The sequence below is a fragment of the Amycolatopsis bartoniae genome (assembly GCF_014191255.1).
Taxonomy (GTDB): domain Bacteria; phylum Actinomycetota; class Actinomycetes; order Mycobacteriales; family Pseudonocardiaceae; genus Amycolatopsis_E; species Amycolatopsis_E bartoniae.
In genome coordinates, this window is sequence record NZ_JACHWH010000003.1 from 92,259 (window position 1) to 110,299 (window position 18,041).

At 72.1% G+C, this 18,041-nt stretch carries 14 protein-coding genes; 12 read left to right on the top strand and 2 right to left on the bottom strand.

The features are described from left to right. Window positions 1-36: 36 nt before the first annotated feature. From FHX82_RS17090 to FHX82_RS17120, 7 genes are all read left to right on the top strand, one after another. Window positions 37-1,005, top strand: a complete 969-nt coding sequence (locus tag FHX82_RS17090; protein WP_145939160.1) for a ParA family protein — start codon at window positions 37-39, stop codon at window positions 1,003-1,005. Then, window positions 1,002-1,400: a cobyrinic acid a,c-diamide synthase gene (locus FHX82_RS17095; RefSeq protein WP_183176680.1), complete on the top strand. Its 399-nt coding sequence runs from the start codon at window positions 1,002-1,004 to the stop codon at window positions 1,398-1,400. The genes FHX82_RS17090 and FHX82_RS17095 overlap by 4 nt, the downstream gene beginning before the upstream one ends. Next, window positions 1,397-2,260: a segregation and condensation protein A gene (locus tag FHX82_RS17100; RefSeq protein WP_183176681.1), complete on the top strand. Its 864-nt coding sequence runs from the start codon at window positions 1,397-1,399 to the stop codon at window positions 2,258-2,260. The genes FHX82_RS17095 and FHX82_RS17100 overlap by 4 nt, the downstream gene beginning before the upstream one ends. A 479-nt stretch (window positions 2,261-2,739) precedes the next feature. Continuing rightward, the gene (gene scpB / locus FHX82_RS37725; RefSeq protein WP_145933042.1) at window positions 2,740-3,450 is read left to right on the top strand and encodes an SMC-Scp complex subunit ScpB; all 711 of its coding nucleotides are present in this window, start codon (window positions 2,740-2,742) and stop codon (window positions 3,448-3,450) included. Then, entirely contained in the window at window positions 3,440-4,183 is a 744-nt protein-coding gene (locus FHX82_RS17110) for a pseudouridine synthase (protein ID WP_145933021.1), read from the top strand. The genes scpB and FHX82_RS17110 overlap by 11 nt, the downstream gene beginning before the upstream one ends. Window positions 4,184-4,211: 28 nt before the next feature. Next, on the top strand, window positions 4,212-6,029 hold the full coding sequence (recQ, locus tag FHX82_RS17115; RefSeq protein ID WP_145933020.1) for a DNA helicase RecQ: 1,818 nt from the start codon (window positions 4,212-4,214) through the stop codon (window positions 6,027-6,029). Window positions 6,030-6,162: 133 nt separating this feature from the next. Then, window positions 6,163-8,097 (top strand): LamG-like jellyroll fold domain-containing protein, encoded by a 1,935-nt coding sequence (locus tag FHX82_RS17120; protein ID WP_145933019.1) that lies wholly within the window; start codon window positions 6,163-6,165, stop codon window positions 8,095-8,097. A gap of 24 nt (window positions 8,098-8,121) precedes the next feature. Here the strand turns inward: FHX82_RS17120 and FHX82_RS17125 are convergent, their stop codons facing one another. Next, entirely contained in the window at window positions 8,122-9,312 is a 1,191-nt protein-coding gene (locus FHX82_RS17125; protein WP_145933018.1) for a cation:proton antiporter, read from the bottom strand. Further along, window positions 9,313-9,795 (bottom strand): cation:proton antiporter regulatory subunit, encoded by a 483-nt coding sequence (locus tag FHX82_RS17130; protein WP_145933017.1) that lies wholly within the window; start codon window positions 9,793-9,795, stop codon window positions 9,313-9,315. Between the two features lie 133 nt (window positions 9,796-9,928). Between FHX82_RS17130 and cmk the strand changes: the two genes are divergently transcribed. From cmk to FHX82_RS17155, 5 genes are all read left to right on the top strand, one after another. Continuing rightward, complete coding sequence (gene cmk / locus FHX82_RS17135) at window positions 9,929-10,630, top strand: (d)CMP kinase (protein ID WP_145933041.1); 702 nt, start codon at window positions 9,929-9,931, stop codon at window positions 10,628-10,630. Further along, window positions 10,627-11,286 (top strand): lysophospholipid acyltransferase family protein, encoded by a 660-nt coding sequence (locus tag FHX82_RS17140; protein ID WP_145933016.1) that lies wholly within the window; start codon window positions 10,627-10,629, stop codon window positions 11,284-11,286. The genes cmk and FHX82_RS17140 overlap by 4 nt, the downstream gene beginning before the upstream one ends. Next, window positions 11,283-12,707 (top strand): ribosome biogenesis GTPase Der, encoded by a 1,425-nt coding sequence (der, locus tag FHX82_RS17145; protein WP_145933015.1) that lies wholly within the window; start codon window positions 11,283-11,285, stop codon window positions 12,705-12,707. The genes FHX82_RS17140 and der overlap by 4 nt, the downstream gene beginning before the upstream one ends. Window positions 12,708-12,827: 120 nt before the next feature. Further along, window positions 12,828-16,673 (top strand): Pls/PosA family non-ribosomal peptide synthetase, encoded by a 3,846-nt coding sequence (locus FHX82_RS17150; protein WP_145933014.1) that lies wholly within the window; start codon window positions 12,828-12,830, stop codon window positions 16,671-16,673. Next, window positions 16,670-17,938 (top strand): M1 family metallopeptidase, encoded by a 1,269-nt coding sequence (locus FHX82_RS17155; protein WP_229881099.1) that lies wholly within the window; start codon window positions 16,670-16,672, stop codon window positions 17,936-17,938. Before FHX82_RS17150 ends, FHX82_RS17155 begins: the two co-directional genes overlap by 4 nt. Window positions 17,939-18,041: the final 103 nt, after the last annotated feature.

The following is an 18,041-nucleotide window of genomic DNA, read 5'->3' on the forward strand; positions in this document are numbered from 1 at the left end:
CTTCAGCCGACCCGTCGAACGAGGAGTTTTCGCGATATGTCGACAGAGCAGCAGCCGGACAGAACGGTAGCGGCGAAGTCGGCGGCCGCGAACCTCGATCAGCTCAAGATTGCGACAGAGGGAGAGCCCGAGGCTGTGGACACGGCCGTGCAGCCCGGCAAGGTGAACGGGAAGCCCCAGGTGGGCCCCACCGGCAGACCGTGGCGGGAGATACCGGACCCGCCGCTGCTGGACAAGCACGGTCCCGCGACCGTGCTCGCGATGTGCAACCAGAAAGGCGGGGTCGGCAAGACCACCTCGACGATCAACCTCGGCGCGGCGCTGGCCGAGTACGGCCGCCGCGTGCTGCTCGTGGACTTCGACCCGCAGGGTGCCCTGTCGGTCGGCCTCGGCGTGCAGCCGCACGAGCTGGACCGCACCGTCTACAACGCGATCATGGAACGCGCGGTGAAGGCGGACGACGTGCTGCGCCACACCAACGTCGAGGGCATGGACCTGCTGCCGAGCAACATCGACCTGTCGGCCGCCGAGGTGCAGCTCGTGGCCGAGGTCGGGCGCGAACACACGTTGCTCCGGGTCCTGCAACCGGTGCTGGAGGGCTACGACTATGTTCTGGTCGACTGCCAGCCATCGCTCGGGTTGCTCACGGTGAACGCCCTCACGGCCGCCGACGGCGTGATCATCCCACTGGAGTGCGAGTTCTTCAGCCTGCGTGGCGTGGCTTTGTTGATCGACACGATCGAGAAGGTACGCGAACGCTTGAACCCCAAACTGGACATCACCGGCATCCTCGCCACCATGTTCGACCCCAGAACGCTGCACTCGAGAGAGGTCATGGCGCGGGTCGTGGAGGCGTTCGGCGACACCGTGTTCGACACGGTGATCAACCGGACCGTGCGGTTCCCCGAGACCACCGTGGCCGGGGAACCGATCACCACGTGGGCTCCCAAGTCCGCCGGTGCCATGGCGTACCGCTCACTGGCCCGCGAGGTGATCGCTCGGTGAGCAGGCGAGCCTCCCTCCCCGGGGCTTCGGAACTCTTCCGCCTGACCAGCAGTCCCGCGCTCGAGCCCGTCCCCAGCCCCGCCCCCGCGCCGGAACCCCCGCCGGCCGATCCCCAGCGCGACCAGCTCGGCCGCGCCGCGACCCGCCGCGGCTCCGGCCGGCAGAAGCACGACTCGAAGATCACGGTGTACGTCTCCGGTGACGAGCTGGTCGCGATGGAGCAGGCGCGGCTCGCGCTGCGGGCCCAGCACGGCCTGGTCATCGACCGCGGGCGCCTCGTGCGCGAGGCGGTCGCGGTGCTGCTCGCCGACTTCGAGCAGCACGGACCGGACTCGGTGCTGGTGCAGCGGCTGCGGGAGCACGAATTCGACGGCGAGGAAGCCACCGGGTCGTGACCAGTCCAGGGGAACCGGCTCAGGCTGCTGAGCCGGAGCCCGGGGCCGAAGAAGGCCCGGCCGCGAAGTTCAAGGTGCGCCTGTCGAACTTCGAGGGACCCTTCGACCTGCTGCTGCAGCTGATCTCGCAGCACCAGCTCGACGTCACCGAGGTCGCGCTGCACCAGGTCACCGACGACTTCATCGCGTACACCCGCGCGCTGGGGACCGGCTGGGACCTGGACGAGACCACGGAGTTCCTCGTCGTGGCGGCGACGCTGCTCGACCTCAAGGCCGCGCGGCTGCTGCCCGCGGCCGAGGTCGAGGACGAGGAGGACCTGGCGCTGCTGGAGGCGCGGGACCTGCTGTTCGCGCGGATCCTGCAGTACCGGGCGTACAAGCAGGTCGCCGAGCTGTTCGGCGAGCTGGAGGCCGGGGCGCTGCGCCGGTACCCGCGTTCGGTGACGATGGAGGAGCGTTTCCTCGGGCTGCTGCCCGAGGTCATGCTGGGTGTGAGCCCGGAGAAGTTCCGGGAGATCGCGCTGGCGGTGTTCCGGCCCAAGCCGCCGCCCACGGTGTCGCTCGACCACCTGCACATGGGGCGGGTGTCGGTGCGGGAGCACGCGGCGGTGCTGCGGCTTCGCCTTGCCGAGGCCGGGACGGCTACGTTCGGTGAGCTGGTGTCGGACTGCGAGCACACCATCGAGGTGGTGGCCCGGTTCCTGGCGCTGCTGGAGCTGTACCGGGAGTCCTCGGTGCAGTTCGAGCAGGAAGAGGCGCTCGGGGCGCTCACCGTGCGGTGGACGGGCGGGTCGGTCGAGCGGGCGGTGGAGGAAGCCGAGGCCGACCGGGCCCGCGCAGAGGAAGAGGAGTACGGGTGAACCCGGAGGAACGACCGGTCGACCTGGACGCGCTCAGCGCGCCTGAGGTTTCGGTGCCCGGTGAGGGTGAGGTGCCTGAGGTGGTGCCGGCTGAGGCTGAGGCCGGGATTTCCGCGGCTGAGGTGGCTGAGATGGCCGCCGGGAGCGGTGAGGCCGGGGCCGAGGCGGCGCCGGGCGGGGCTGAGGCCGAGGAGACGGTGGCTGAGGAGGGGTGGACCGAGCCCGAGGTGGCTGAGGCCGCGCCGGTTTCGGCTGAGGCTGGACTTGGTTCGGCTGAGGGTGGGCTCGATTCCGCTGAGACTGCCGAGGCTGGTGAGGCTGCCGAAGTGGCCGAGCCTGGCGAAGGCGCCGTGGCGAGCGAGGTCGCTGAGGCTGGGCCTGCCGACGAGCCCGCCGACGCCGCCGAGTCGGAGGACACCGCCACCGCCGCGGCCGACACCGCCGAAGCCGAAGCGGCCGACGCGGCCGACTCCGCCGACGTGGCCGAGGGCGCCGAAGCGGCCGACACCGCCGCCACCGCCACCGTCGACGCGGCTGACGCCACCGCCACCGTCGACGCCGCCGCCGACGCGACCGACTCCGCCCAAGCCGCCGACGCGGCTGATGAGGAGGACACCTCCTTCGCGCTCGACCGGTCGCTGCCGGACGTCAGCGAGGAGTCCACGCTGGTCTCGGCGCTGGAGGCGCTGCTGCTGGTCGTCGACTCGCCGGCCAGCGAGGAGTCGCTCGCGGAGGCGCTCGACCAGTCCGTCTCGCGCGTCACGCAGACCCTGCGCAGCATGTCCGAACGCCTCACCGAACGCGGCAGCGGCATCGACCTGCGCCGGGTCGGCGAGGGGTGGCGGTTCTTCACCCGTGACACCTACGCGCCGTTCGTCGAGAAGCTCCTGCTCGACGGGCAGCGTTCCAAGCTCACCCGCGCCGCGCTGGAAACGCTCGCCGTGATCGCCTACCGGCAGCCTGTCACCCGGTCGCGTGTCGCGGCGGTGCGCGGGGTGAATGTCGACGGGGTGATCCGTACCCTGGTCGCCCGTGGTCTGATCGAGGAGGCGGGCACCGACCCGGAGACGGGTGGCACGCTGTACATCACCACGGAGTTGTTCCTCGAGCGGCTCGGGCTCCCGTCGTTGAACGACCTGCCCCCGATCGCCCCGTTGCTACCGGAAGTGGACGCGATCGATGACATCTGACGAACTCCCCGACGGCGTGCGCCTGCAGAAGGTGCTGGCCAAGGCGGGCGTGGCCTCGCGGCGCGCGGCCGAAGAACTGATCGTGCAGGGCCGGGTGAGCGTCGACGGCAAGACCGTGCGCGAGCTCGGCCGGCGCGTGGACCCCGACAACGCGGTGATCCACGTCGACGGCACCCGCGTGATCGTGCGCGAGGACCTCGTGTACTACGCGCTGAACAAACCCAAGGGCGTGCACAGCACGATGACCGACGACCAGGGCCGCCCCTGCGTCGGGGACTACGTGCGCCACCGCGCCGAGCGGCTGTTCCACGTCGGGCGCCTCGACGCCGAGACCGAGGGCCTGCTGCTGCTCACCAACGACGGCGACCTCGCCCACCGGCTGATGCACCCGTCGTTCCACGTGCCCAAGACGTACCTCGCCGAGGTCGACGGACTGGTGGCGCGTGGGCTGGGCAAGCAGCTGCGCGCGGGCGTCGAGCTGGAGGACGGGCCGGTCAAGGTGGACGCCTTCCGGGTCAAGGACATGCAGGCCGGGCGGTCGCTGGTCGAGGTCGTGCTGCACGAGGGCCGCAAGCACATCGTGCGGCGGCTGCTGGCCGAGGTCGGGCACCCGGTGCGCAAGCTCGTCCGCACCGCCGTCGGCGACGTGCAGCTGGGCAACCCCAAGCCGGGCGCGCTGCGCAGGCTCACCCGCGAAGAGGTGGGCAGCCTCTACCGCGCCGTCGAGCTGTGATGTCACCCCTCGCCGCTACCATCGCGGGGTGACTTCCACCGAAACCGACGCACTCGGCGTGCTGCGGCGCGTCTTCGGCTACGACTCCTTCCGGGGCGAGCAGGAGGCGATCGTCGAGCACGTCATCGCCGGTGGCGACGCGCTCGTGCTCATGCCGACCGGCGGTGGCAAGTCGCTGTGCTACCAGATCCCGTCACTGGTGCGGCCCGGGGTCGGCGTGGTCGTCTCGCCGCTGATCGCGCTGATGCAGGACCAGGTGGACGCGCTGCGGGCGCTGGGCGTGCGGGCCGGGTTCCTCAACTCGACGCAGGACCACCAGCAGCGCCGCGAGACCGAGCAGGCGTTCCTCGCCGGTGAGCTGGACCTGCTGTACCTCGCGCCGGAGCGGCTGCGGCTGGAGTCGACCACCGAGCTGCTCGGCCGCGGGAAGGTCGCGTTGTTCGCGATCGACGAGGCGCACTGCGTGTCGCAGTGGGGCCACGACTTCCGGCCGGACTACCTCGCGCTGTCCGAGCTGCACGAGCGCTGGCCCGACATCCCGCGCATCGCGCTGACGGCCACGGCCACGAAGGCGACCCACGCGGAGATCGCGTCCCGGCTCAACCTGGGCGAGGCGCGGCACTTCGTCGCGAGCTTCGACCGGCCGAACATCCAGTACCGGATCGCGCCGAAGAACAACCCGCAGAAGCAGCTGCTGGAGCTGCTGCGCACCGAGCACGCCGGAGACGCGGGCATCGTGTACTGCCTGTCGCGGGCGTCGGTGGAGAAGACCGCGGAGTTCCTGTCGCAGAACGGGATTCCGGCCGTGCCCTACCACGCGGGGCTCGACTCGCGCACCCGCGCGAAGAACCAGGCCCGGTTCCTGCGCGAGGACGGGCTGGTCGTCGTGGCCACCATCGCGTTCGGGATGGGCATCGACAAGCCGGACGTGCGGTTCGTCGCGCACCTCGACCTGCCGAAGTCGGTGGAGGGGTACTACCAGGAGACGGGACGTGCGGGCCGCGACGGGCTGCCGTCGACGGCGTGGCTCGCCTACGGGCTGCAGGACGTGGTGCAGCAGCGCAAGATGATCGAGACGTCCGAGGGCGACGCGGCGCACCGGCGCCGCCTGAGCACGCACCTCGACGCGATGCTGGCGCTGTGCGAGACGGTCGAGTGCCGCCGCGTGCAGCTGCTGAACTACTTCGGGCAGCAGGGCGAGCCGTGCGGCAACTGCGACACGTGCCTGGCACCGCCGGAGTCCTGGGACGGCACGGTCGCCGCGCAGAAACTACTGTCCACCGTGTACCGATTGCAGCACGAGCGGCGGCAGAAGTTCGGCGCCGGGCAGGTCATCGACATCCTCCTGGGCAAGCAGACGCCGAAGGTGCAGCAGCACCGGCACGACGAGCTGACCGTGTTCGGCGTGGGCACCGAGCTGTCCGAGGGCGAGTGGCGCGGCGTCGTGCGGCAGCTGCTGGCGCAGGGGCTGCTCGCCGTCGAAGGCGACTACGGCACGCTGGTGCTGACCGAGGCGAGCGGCGACGTGCTCGGCCGCAAGCGCGAGGTCCGGCTGCGCCGCGAGCCCAAGCGGGAGCCGAAGGCGGCGCGTACCGCGAAGAAGGCCGCGGCGGCGGTGGAGATGCCCGCCGAGGCGGCGCCGGTGTTCGAGCGCCTGCGGGCCTGGCGCGGGGAGACGGCGAAGAACCAGGGCGTGCCAGCATACGTCATCTTCCACGACGCCACGCTGCGGCAGATCGCCACCGAGCGACCGTCCACTTTGGCGGGACTCGGCAGTGTCAGCGGCGTGGGCGAGAACAAGCTGGCCAAGTACGGCGAGCAGATCCTCGAGGTGCTGGGGCAGTAGTCCCTTTTGTGGCGGTAAGACCGGGTGTCCTGGTCATGTACCTGATCAACTCCCGTCACCTGCTGTTCGCGCCTGCTTGGCCCTCCGGGAATAGCGTCCGAGCGCTGATTTCCTTACCCCCGAGGGGACGACCATGTGCACTTCCCACGACAGCGGTGACGCGGCCAGAACAGGCCAGAACCGCCGTACCTTCCTGCGCGCCGCCGGACTCGCCGGCGCCGGGGCGGCAGCCCTCGGCCCGCTCACCGCGGCGCCCGCCACCGCTGCGGAGAGTTCCGGAGCGGGCCGCTGGCAGCCGGACCCGGCGAGCCGCCAGTTCACCCTCGCGGTCATGCCCGACACCCAGTTCCTGTACTGGGGCAGCCAGAACAGCGTGAACTCCGCGCCGCAGATCGAGTCGTTCCGCTACGTCATCGAGAACAGCGGTGCGGAGTCGGGGATGAACATCGTCTTCATGGCGCACCTCGGCGACCTGACGGAGGACGCCGACGCGTCGTCGTTCCAGGAGGTCGGCAAGGCGTTCGAGGTGCTGGACTCCAATGGTGTCGCCTACAGCGTGCTGGCGGGCAACCACGACGTGTCCGGGGACGACACCCGCGGCTCCACGCCGTACCTGCAGACCATGGGCCCGCAGCGGTTCCGGCGCTCGAAGACGTTCGCCGGCGCGGACGCCACCGGCTACAACACGGCGCACATCTTCCAGGCCGCGGGCCAGGAGTGGCTGTTGCTGGCGCTGGACTGGCGCACCTCCGCGCAGGGCTTCGCGTGGGCGAAGCAGGTGGTCAAGGACCACCCGAAGCTGCCGGTGATCCTGACCACGCACGACATCGTCTACTCCACCTACGACGACAACGTGTACCCGTACGCCTCCGGCGACCCGGAGAACAACGCCGAGTTCTCCGACTACGGGCGGCAGGTCTGGGACGAGCTGATCAACGACAACGACCAGATCTTCCTGACCCTCAACGGCCACTACTGGCCGCCGGGCCGCACCACGCGGCAGAACGCCGCGGGCCACGACGTCCACCTGCACATCACGAACTACCAGAACCGCTACTTCGGCGGCGCCGGAATGCTGCGGCTCTACCACTTCGACGTCGACCGCAACACGATCGACGTCGAGACGGTCGCGCCGTGGATCCTGGCCCAGGACCCGGAGAAGCGGAACCGGCTCGCCGCGCTCGAAGCGAAGCTCACCACGCCCGTCGACGACTTCTCGATGGCGATCGACTTCGACCAGCGGTTCTCCGGCTTCATCCCGGTGCCGTCCCGCCCGGCGCGGCCCGCGAACAAGCTCGTGGTGCCCGGCACACTGGCCTACTGGCGCTTCGACGGCGGCGGTGCGGATGGCAAGCCGGTCGCCGCGGGCCAGACCGTGCGCGACCTGTCCGGGCAGGGCAACGACCTGACGCTCGCCACCGTCGCGGGCAGCGCCGCCGACGCGCTGACCTGGTCCAGCGACCACCACCCCGACCAGCCGGCGCACGCGAGCCTCCGGTTCGCCGGCGGCAAGAACCCGCTGCACGGCGCGTACCTGAGCACGGGCCCGAAGGCGCCGCTGAACACCGAGACGTTCGCGCGCGGCTACACCGTCGAGGCGTTCGTGAAGATCCCGCTGGACTGGGACGCCACCAACAACGGCTGGATGTCGCTGCTCAGCCGCTGGGGCGAGGCCGGGAAGGCGGGCAAGAGCGGCCGCAACACCGACCCGCAGGAGCCGGTGGTCCAGTTCAGCATCTCCAACAACGGCCGTGAGCCGCAGTTCAACTGCTACCCGCTGAACCAGACCTACCCGACCACCAACTGGGGGCACGGGCTGGTCGAGGACACGTGGTGGCACCTGGCGGTGGTCAACGACGGCAGGCACACGGTGCTGTACGTGGAAAGCTGCCCGGTCGTCGACAACCCGTCCACCCTCTCGGTGGGCATGGCGTCGCTCGGGCTGCCGTGGATGCTCGGCGGGCACTCGTACGGCGGTGCCGTGGACCAGGTCTTCCACGGCTGGATCGGCGACGTCCGCATCGTGAACCGTCCACTGCGGACGGACGAGTTCCTGACCGGGAAGTAGCCCGAAGCGACCCGCACGGAGGCGTCAGCTCGCGGTCGCCGCCTCCGTGCGGGTCGCCTTGCGCTGCAACGCCTTCGCGATCGGCTCGACGATGCGGGCGGCCGTCGGGCCGAGGATGGCCATCAGCAGCACGTACGCCGTCGCGAGCGCGGCCAGCTGGTCGGTCACCGCGCCCGCCGTCACGGCCAGGCCGGCGATGACGATCGAGAACTCGCCGCGCGCCACCAGGGCGGCCCCGGCGCGGGCGCGGCCCAGCCTGCCGACGCCCTGCCGTCGCGCGGCCCACCAGCCGGTGCCCACCTTCGTCGCCGTCGTGACGACCGCCAGCACCACCGCCCAGCCCAGCACGGGCGGGATCGACGCCGGGTTGGTGTTGAGCCCGAACACCACGAAGAACACCGCGGCGAACAGGTCCCGCAGCGGCTCCAGCAGGTGCGTCGCGTTCTCCGCCGTGGACCCGGAGATCGCGATGCCCAGCAGGAACGCGCCCACCGCGGCGGACACCTGCATCGCGGACGCCAGCCCCGCCACCAGCAGCGCCGCGCCCAGCACCTTGAGCAGGAACACCTCGCGGTCGTCGGAGTCGACGATCGCCGAGACGTAGCGGCCGAACTTCAGCGCGATCACCAGCACGACGGTGATCACCAGCAGCGAGATGCCGACCGCCTCCATCCCGCCGAGCAGGCTCACCCCGCCCAGCACGGCGGTGAGGATCGGCAGGTACAGCGCCATCGCCAGGTCCTCGAACACCAGGATCGACAGCACCACCGGCGTCTCCCGGTTACCGAGCCGCCCCAGGTCGCCGAGGACCTTCGCGATGATCCCGGAGGAGGAGATGTAGGTCACGCCCGCCATCACCATGGCACCGACCACGCCCCACCCCAGCAGCAGCGCGACGAGTGCCCCCGGCGCGGCGTTCAGGACGATGTCCAGCACGCCCGCCAGCCACGACCGTTTCAGGCCGGTGAACAGCTCCGCCGCCGAGTACTCCAGGCCCAGCAGCAACAACAGCAGCACCACCCCGATCTCGCTGGCGAGGTGGGTGAAGCCGCCGATGTCCTGCAGCGGGATGAGGCCGCCCTGCCCGAAGGCCAGGCCGCCCAGCAGGTAGAGCGGGATGGGCGACATGCCGATGCGCCCGGCGAGCCTGCCGAGCACGCCGAGGACGAAGAAGACGCCGCCGAGTTCGATGAGGGATAGCGCGGTGTGGTCCATTTATCCGTTCTTCAAGATCTTCTGGGCGTTCTCGAGGCCTTCGGCGGTGCCGACGGTCACGAGCAGGTCGCCCGCGGTGAACGTGAACTCCGGGGTGGGGGACGGGTGCACCTGCCCGGCGCGCATCACCGCGACCACGGACACGCCGGTCCGGGTGCGCAGCGCGGTGTCGCCGAGCGTGCGGCCGTCGAACGGGGAGTTCGACTTGATGGGCAGCTGCCGCGTGTTGATGCCGGGCACCTCGCGGTGCTCCTCGGTCAGCTGCGCGACCAGCTGCGGCGCGCCCAGCAGGTTGGCCAGCGCGCCCGCCTCGTCGACGGTCAGGGGCAGCGAGGCCAGGCAGGCGTCGGGGTCGTCGGACTTGGACACGATCAGCTCGATCTGCCCGTCCCGGTGGGTCACGACGCCGACCCGCCGTCCGTTGCGGATGGCGAAGTCCTTGCGCACCCCGATGCCGGGCAGGGGAGTCACTTCCACGTTCACGGGATTCCACGCTACCGGTTTTGCCCGGTTCGGCCCGGTGCGGGAACGCGCGGCCCTGCCAGGCAGAATGGCAGCGGCGGATTGACGGCTTCGGGACGCGAGGAGAGCAGTGGTGGCGGGAGCCCTACGTGGTGTGGTCGCGCTGGACGGACCATCCGGGACGGGGAAGACCACCGTCGCGCGCAAGCTCGCCCAGCGCCTGAGCGCCGGCTACCTCGACACCGGCGCGATGTACCGGGTGGTCACGCTCGCCGTGCTGCGGGCGGGGACGGACCCGGCGGACGCCGGGGCCGTCACCGAGGTCGCGCGCGGCGCGGAGTTCACCATCGGCACCGATCCCGGGCGGCCGAGCGTCGCGCTGGGCGGGGAGGACGTGTCGGCCGAGATCCGCGGCGCGGACATCACCCACGCGGTGTCACCCGTTTCGGCGGTGCCGCAGGTGCGTGAGCTGCTCGTCGCCCGCCAGCGCCGGATCATCGACGAGGTGCTGGCCGAGGTCGGCGGCATCGTCGTCGAGGGCCGCGACATCGGCACCGTGGTGGCGCCGGACGCGCCGCTGAAGGTGTACCTCACCGCGTCCCCGGAGATCCGGGCCGCGCGGCGCAGCGCGCAGGACACCGCCGCGGGGCGGGAGAGCAGCCACGCCGACGCGCGCGCCTCGGTGGACCGGCGCGACCGGCTGGACTCCAGCCGCGCCGCCTCGCCGCTGCGCGCCGCCGAGGACGCGGTGCACCTGGACACCTCGGAGCTGGAGATTGACCAGGTGCTCGTCGCCTTGTGCGAGCTGGCGGGCCACCGCGGGCTGCTCGACTGCGCGGCGGAGGCCACGCGGTGAGTGCCGCGGGCCTGCCCGAGGGTGCCTCGCCCGTGCTGCACGACCTGTGCCGCGCCGTGGGCAAGGTGCTGTTCCGGCCCGCGTTCCGCGTCCGCGTGCGCGGGCGGGAGCGCGTGCCGCGCACCGGGCCGGTGCTGCTGATCGCCAACCACAGCTCGATGCTCGAACCGCAGCTCATCTTCGGAATGCTGCCGAGGCGTTCGGTGTTCCTCGTCAAGGAGGAGATGTTCACCGGGGCTGTCGGAGGGTTCCTCCGGCGGATCGGCCAGGTGCCGGTCCGCCGGGGTGAACCCGACCGGGCGCCGCTGCTGACCACCGCGCGGATCCTGCGTGAGGGCGGGCTGATCGGCGTGTTCCCGGAGGGCACCCGCGGGGACGGCGACGTGGTGAGCGCCGAGCCCGGCGCGGCCTGGCTGCTGCGTGGCACCGACGCGGTGGTGCTGCCGGTCGCGGTCCGCGGCACCCGGCGGCCGCCGGGGGCGAAGCGCCGGTTCCGGCCCCGGGTGGACGTGCTGGTCGGCGAGCCGTTCCGGGTCGAGGTCGGCAAGGGGCGGGCCGGGCTGGCCGAAGCCACCGAGAAACTGCGCGGCGAGCTCGCCGCGCTCGTGCGCGAGCTGGATGCGCAGCGCGCGAAGACGGAGAAAGCGAAGACATGACAGAGGTAGACGGGGCCGACGGCTCCTGGTCGGACGAGGCCGAATTCGCCGCGCTCGACTCACAGGTCGACGGCACCGCCGAAGACGAAGAGGCTCTGCTCGCCCAGCCGGTGCTGGCCGTGGTCGGGCGGCCCAACGTGGGCAAGTCCACCCTGGTCAACCGCATCCTGGGGCGGCGCGAGGCCGTCGTGCAGGACGTGCCGGGCGTGACCAGGGACAGGGTGGCCTACGACGCGCTGTGGAACGGCCGCCGGTTCACCGTGGTGGACACGGGCGGCTGGGAGCCGGGCGCGAGCGGGATGCAGGGCGCGATCGCGGCGCAGGCCGAGATGGCGATGGCGACGGCGGACGCCGTGCTGCTCGTCGTGGACGCCTCGGTCGGCGCGACCACCACCGACGAGGCCGTGGCGAAGGTGCTGCGCCGCTCGAAGCGGCCGGTGCTGCTGGCCGCGAACAAGGTCGACGACAACCGCCTGATGCCCGATGTCGCCTCCCTGTGGTCGCTGGGCCTCGGTGAGCCGATGCCGGTCAGCGCGCTGCACGGACGCAGCTCGGGCGACCTGCTCGACGCGATCGTCAAGGCGCTGCCCGAGGCGCCGCGCGACGGCGAGCGGACCGCGGGCCCGCGCCGGGTGGCGCTGGTCGGCAAGCCGAACGTGGGCAAGTCGAGCCTGCTCAACAAGCTCACCGGCGAGGAGCGCTCGGTCGTCGACTCGGTCGCGGGCACCACCGTCGACCCGGTCGACTCGCTGGTCGAGCTGGACGGGCAGACGTGGCGGTTCGTGGACACCGCGGGGCTGCGCAAGCGCGTGCACACCGCGAGCGGCACCGAGTACTACGCGTCGCTGCGCACCAAGGCCGCGATCGACGCCGCCGAGGTCGTGATCGTGCTGCTCGACGCCAGCGAGCCGCTGTCCGAACAGGACCTGCGGGTGCTGACCATGGTCGTGGAGGCCGGGCGCGCGTGCGTGCTGGCGTTCAACAAGTGGGACCTCGTGGACGAGGACCGGCGCCACCAGCTGGAGAAGGAGCTGGACCGCGGGCTGGTGCGGGTGCCGTGGGCGCAGCGGGTGAACATCTCCGCGCTCACCGGGCGTTCGGTGCGCAAGCTCGCCCCGGCGCTGCGCACCGCGCTGGAGTCGTGGGACCGCCGCGTGTCCACCGGTCAGCTCAACAGCTGGCTTTCGGAGCTCATCGCGGCCACGCCGCCGCCCGTGCGGGGCGGCAAGCAGCCGAAGGTGCTGTTCGCGACGCAGGCCGGCATCCGCCCGCCGACGCTCGTGCTGTTCACCACGGGCTTCCTGGAGGCGAGTTACCGGCGGTTCATCGAACGGAAGTTCCGTGAGCGGTTCGGCTTCGAGGGCAGCCCGGTGCGCATCAACGTGCGGGTGCGGGAGAAGAAGCCGCGCAAGGGCAAGTGATCGAGTTCTCGATACTGCACCGCGATCTCCAGTTCACCTTCCGGTAAACTAGAAGGTCGCACCGGGCGCCTCACCGTACGAGAGCAAGCCCGACTTGTTCCGAAAGGTGAGTGACGGGCCTTGCTGCCTGTGCTGGAAACGACCCTGCCCGCGATCGAGGATTCCCGGCCGAAGGCCCTGTTCTGGACCGGTCTCCCCGCGGGCGAGCGCACCCTGCTCGACGTGTTCGCCGAGACCGTGGCGCGCCATCCCGGCGCTCCCGCGCTCGACGACGGCGAGCAGGTGCTCAGCTACCGCAGGCTGGCCGAGGAGGTCGAGGTCGTCCGGCAGCGGCTCGCCGATGCCGGGGTGGGCGTGGGTGACCGCGTCGGGGTGCGCATCTCGTCCGGCACCGCCGAGCTGTACGTCGCGATCCTCGCCGTGCTCGCCGCCGGTGCCGCGTACGTGCCGGTGGACGCCGACGACCCGGACGAGCGCGCGGAGCTGGTGTTCGGCGAGGCGGGCGTCTGCGCGGTGCTCAGCGACGGCGGCACGCTGACGCCGTTCGCCGAGCCCGCCGGACGGCCGGGCGTGCCCGGGCCCGCCGACGACGCGTGGATCATCTTCACCTCCGGTTCGACCGGGAAACCCAAGGGAGTGGCGGTCAGCCACGCGTCCGCGGCGGCCTTTGTGGACGCCGAGGCCGGGCTGTTCCTCACCGAGGAACCACTCGGCCCCGGCGACCGCGTGCTGGCCGGGCTGTCGGTCGCGTTCGACGCCTCGTGCGAGGAGATGTGGCTGGCCTGGCGGCACGGCGCGTGCCTGGTACCCGCGCCGCGGTCGCTCGTGCGCACCGGTGTCGACCTCGGGCCGTGGCTCGTCGCGCAGCGCATCACGATCGTCTCGACCGTGCCGACGCTCGCCGCGCTGTGGCCCGCGGACGCGCTGGAGGACGTCCGGCTGCTCATCTTCGGGGGCGAGGCGTGCCCGCCCGAGCTGGCCGAGCGCGTCGCCGTCGAGGGCCGCGAGGTGTGGAACACCTACGGCCCCACCGAGGCGACCGTCGTCGCGTGCGCCGCGCCGCTGACCGGCGACGGGCCGGTGCGGATCGGCCTGCCGCTGGCGGGCTGGCAGCTCGCGGTGGTCGACGAGCACGACGAGCCGGTCCCGATGGGGGAGACCGGGCAGCTCGTGATCGGCGGGGTGGGCCTCGCCCGCTACCTCGACCCGGCCAAGGACGCCGAGAAGTACGCCCCGCTGCCCGCGCTGGGCTGGCAGCGCGCCTACCGCAGCGGTGACCTCGTACGGGCGGAGCCGGAGGGGCTGCTGTTCCTGGGCCGCGCCGACGAGCAGATCAAGCTGGGTGGCCGCCGGATCGAGCTGGGCGAGGTGGACGCCGCGCTGCAGGCGCTGCCCGGCGTCGCCGGTGCGGCCGCCGCGATCCGCACCACCCGGGCGGGTAACCAGGTCCTCGTCGGGTACGTCGTGCCTTCGGGTGAGTTCGACGTGGACAGCGCCGCGGCGTTGTTGCGTGACCGGCTGCCGGCCGCGCTCGTGCCGTTGCTCGCGGTGGTCGACGACCTGCCGACCCGCACGTCCGGCAAGGTGGACCGGGCCGCGCTGCCGTGGCCGCTGTCCACTGTGGACGCCCAGGAGCTGACCGCGACAGAGCGGTGGCTCGCCGAGGGCTGGTCGGAGATCCTGGGTGTCGCGCCGTCGGACGCGGACGCGGACTTCTTCACCCACGGCGGTGGCAGCCTCACCGCGGCGCAGCTGATCGCGCGCATCCGCACCCGGCACCCGCAGGTGTCGGTCAACGACATCTACCAGCACCCGACGCTGGGTGAGCTGGCCGCGCTGCTCGACGGGCTGGACGCGACGGAGGTCGCGCGCCGCGACGTCGAGCCGACGCCGCGGCGCGCGGGCCTGGTGCAGGCGCTGCTCGCGGTGCCGCTGCTGACGCTCGCCGGGCTCCGCTGGACGGCGGTGCTCGCGGGCCTGTCCACCGTGCTGTCGCTGACCGGCGCCGCGTGGGCGCCCGCGCTGCCGTGGTGGGGCCTGGCCGCGGCGTGGCTGCTGCTGTTCAGCCCGGCCGGGCGGATCGCGGTCGCCGCCGGTGGCGCGCGGCTGCTGCTGCGCGGTGTCACGCCGGGCAGCTATCCCCGCGGCGGCAGTGTCCACTTGCGACTGTGGGCGGCGGAGAAGCTCGCCGACGTCAGCGGAGCCAGCAGCGTCGCGGGCGCCTCCTGGATGACGCACTACGCGAAGGCGCTGGGCGCCAAGGTGGCCAAGGACGTCGACCTGCACTCGCCGCCGCCGGTCACGGGCCTGCTCAAGCTCGGCCGCGGCGCGGCGATCGAACCCGAGGTCGACCTGTCCGGCCACTGGGTCGACGGCGACCTCGTGCACATCGGCAAGATCCGCGTCGGCGCGGGCGCCCGGGTCGGTGCCCGCAGCACGCTGTTCCCCGGCACGCGGATCGGCAAGGGCGCGGAGATCGCCGCCGGTTCGACCGTGCGTGACGCCGTGCCCGCCGGGCAGCGCTGGGCGGGCGCGCCCGCGGTGCGCTCGGGCAAGGGTGCGCTGCGCTGGCCGTCGAGCCGCCCGCCGCGGTCCCGCCACTGGGCCTGGACCTACGGGCTGACCTCGCTTCTGCTGGGCCTGCTGCCCGCGATCGCGGCGCTGCCGGGGATCGTGCTGCTCACCCACGCCGCGCCTTCGGTGCCGGTCGTGCTCGCCTTCGTCCCGCTCGCGACCGTCGTCTACTTCGTGTCGTACGCGCTGCTGGTGCTGGTGAGCGTGCGGGCGCTGGGCGTCGGCATGGCCGAGGGCTACCACCCGGTGCACGGGCGGATGGCGTGGCAGGTGTGGGCCACCGAGCGACTGATGGACATGGCGCGCACCGCGCTGTTCCCCTTGTACGCCAGCCTGTTCACGCCGGTGTGGCTGCGCCTGCTCGGCGCGAAGGTCGGCCGTGACGTCGAGGCGTCGACCGTGCTGGCACTGCCGCGCATGACGCAGGTGGACGACGGCGCGTTCCTCGCCGACGACACCATGGTCGCCACCTACGAGCTGGGGCACGGCTGGCTGCACGTCGCGCCCGCGCGCATCGGCAAGCAGGCGTTCCTCGGCAACTCCGGCATGGCCGCGCCGGGCCGCGCGGTGCCCAAGCGCGGCCTGGTCGGCGTGCTGTCCTCGGCGCCGCGCAAGGCGAAGAAGGGCTCCTCGTACCTCGGCATGCCGCCGATGCCGCTGCGCCGCGCGGTGGAGTCCGGCGACGTCGCCCGCACCTACCGGCCGCCGCTGCGGCTCAAGGTGGCGCGGGCCGCGGTCGAGCTGTGCCGGATCGTGCCCGTGATGTGCGCGGTGGCGCTGGCGGTGCTGGTGCTCCTGGTCCTCGGCGCGGTCTGGACGTCGGTGGGCCTGTGGGCGGCCGCGCTGCTGTCCGGCGCGGTGCTGCTCGGCGCGGGCCTGGTCGCGGCGGGGCTCGCGACGGCGGTGAAATGGCTGCTGGTGGGCCGGTTCCGTACCGTCGACCATCCACTGTGGAGCTCGTTCGTGTGGCGCAACGAGCTGGCCGACACGTTCGTCGAGGCGCTGGCCGTGCCTTGGCTCATCGGCTGGGCCGGCGGCACGCCGCTGCTGACGGGGTGGCTGCGCACGATGGGCGCGCGCATCGGGCGCGGCGTGTGGCTGGAGACGTACTGGCTGCCGGAGGCGGACCTGGTACGGCTCGGCGACGGCGCGACGATCAACCGCGGCTGTGTCGTGCAGACGCACCTGTTCCACGACCGGATCATGAGCATGAGCGAGGTGAGCCTGGACGAGGGCGCGACCCTCGGCCCGCACGGCATCGTGCTGCCCGGCGCCACCATCGGCGCCCGCACCACCGTCGGCCCGGGGTCCCTGGTGACCCGCGGCGACGAGGTGCCCGCGGACACGCGCTGGCTCGGCAACCCGATTTCGGCCTGGGGGCGCCGGGTTTGAGGAGCGCACTGACCACGCACGGCAACGACGGGTACCGCGTCCGGCACTACGACCTGGAGCTGGACTACAAGGTGGGCCCGAACCGGGTGTCGGCGCGGGCGAAGATCACCGCGGTCGCGCCGCAGCCGCTGTCCCGGTTCGCCCTGGACCTGTCCGGGTTCAAGATCGGCGCGGTGCTCGTCGACGGGCGGCCCGCGAAGTTCGGCCGCAGCGGCGTCAAGCTGGCGGTCCGGCCCGCGAAGCCGGTGAGCGGCGAGTTCACCGTCGAGATCCGGTACTCGGGCAACCCGAAGCCGGTCGGCGGCCGGTGGGGTGACATCGGCTGGGACGAGCTGACCGACGGCGCGCTCGTCGCGAGCCAGCCCATCGGCGCCCCGTCGTGGTTCCCGTGCAACGACCACCCGGCGGACAAGGCGGCGTACCGGGTCACGGTCACCACATCGTCGGCGTACGCGGTGGTGGTGACCGGGGACCTGGTGTCCCGGCAGACGCGCGCGAGCACCACCACGTGGGTGTACGAGCGCCGGGAGCCGACGTCGACGTACCTGATGAGTGTCCAGATCGGACGGTACGAGGACCTGGCGCTGCCGGAGTCGCAACGGCTCGCCGTGCCGCGTTCGCTCGTCACCGCGGCCCGCTACGACTTCGCGCGGCAGCCGGAGATGGCGGCGTTGTTCTCCCGCCTGTTCGGGCCCTACCCGTTCCGCGAGTACGTCGTCGTGGTCACCGACGACGACCTCGACGACCCGATCGAGGCGCAGGGAATGGCCGTCTTCGGGCGCAACCACGTCGACGGGAGGCGGACCCACGAGCGGCTGGTGGCGCACGAGCTGGCGCACCAGTGGTTCGGCAACAGCCTGACCATCGCCGACTGGCGGCACATCTGGCTCAACGAGGGCTTCGCGACGTACGCGGAATGGCTGTGGTCCGAGTTCTCCGGCGGCCCGTCGGCCGCGGCGCTGGCCACGCAGTGGCGGGAACGGCTGGAGTCGCTGCCGGAGGACGTTGTCATCGGCAACCCCGGCGAGGCGAACCTGTTCGACGAGCGCGTGTACAAGCGCGGTGCGCTGACGCTGCACGCCTTGCGGGGTTCGGTGGGGGACGCGAAGTTCTTCGAGCTGCTGAAGTCCTGGGCGGAGGAGCACCGGCACGGCACGGTGACGACGGAAGAGTTCGTCGCGCACGCCGACGCCGTGTCGGGGCAGGCGTTGCGTGGGCTGTTCACCGCGTGGCTGGAGCGACCCGCGTTGCCGCCGCGGATCTGAGCGGTGAGGGATTCCCCCCGCTTCCGGTGCGCCACGGCCGGAACCGAGGGGCGCGCCACCGTGCGCGGGTAGTTTCGCGGTCCTCCAGAACTCATTTCCCGAG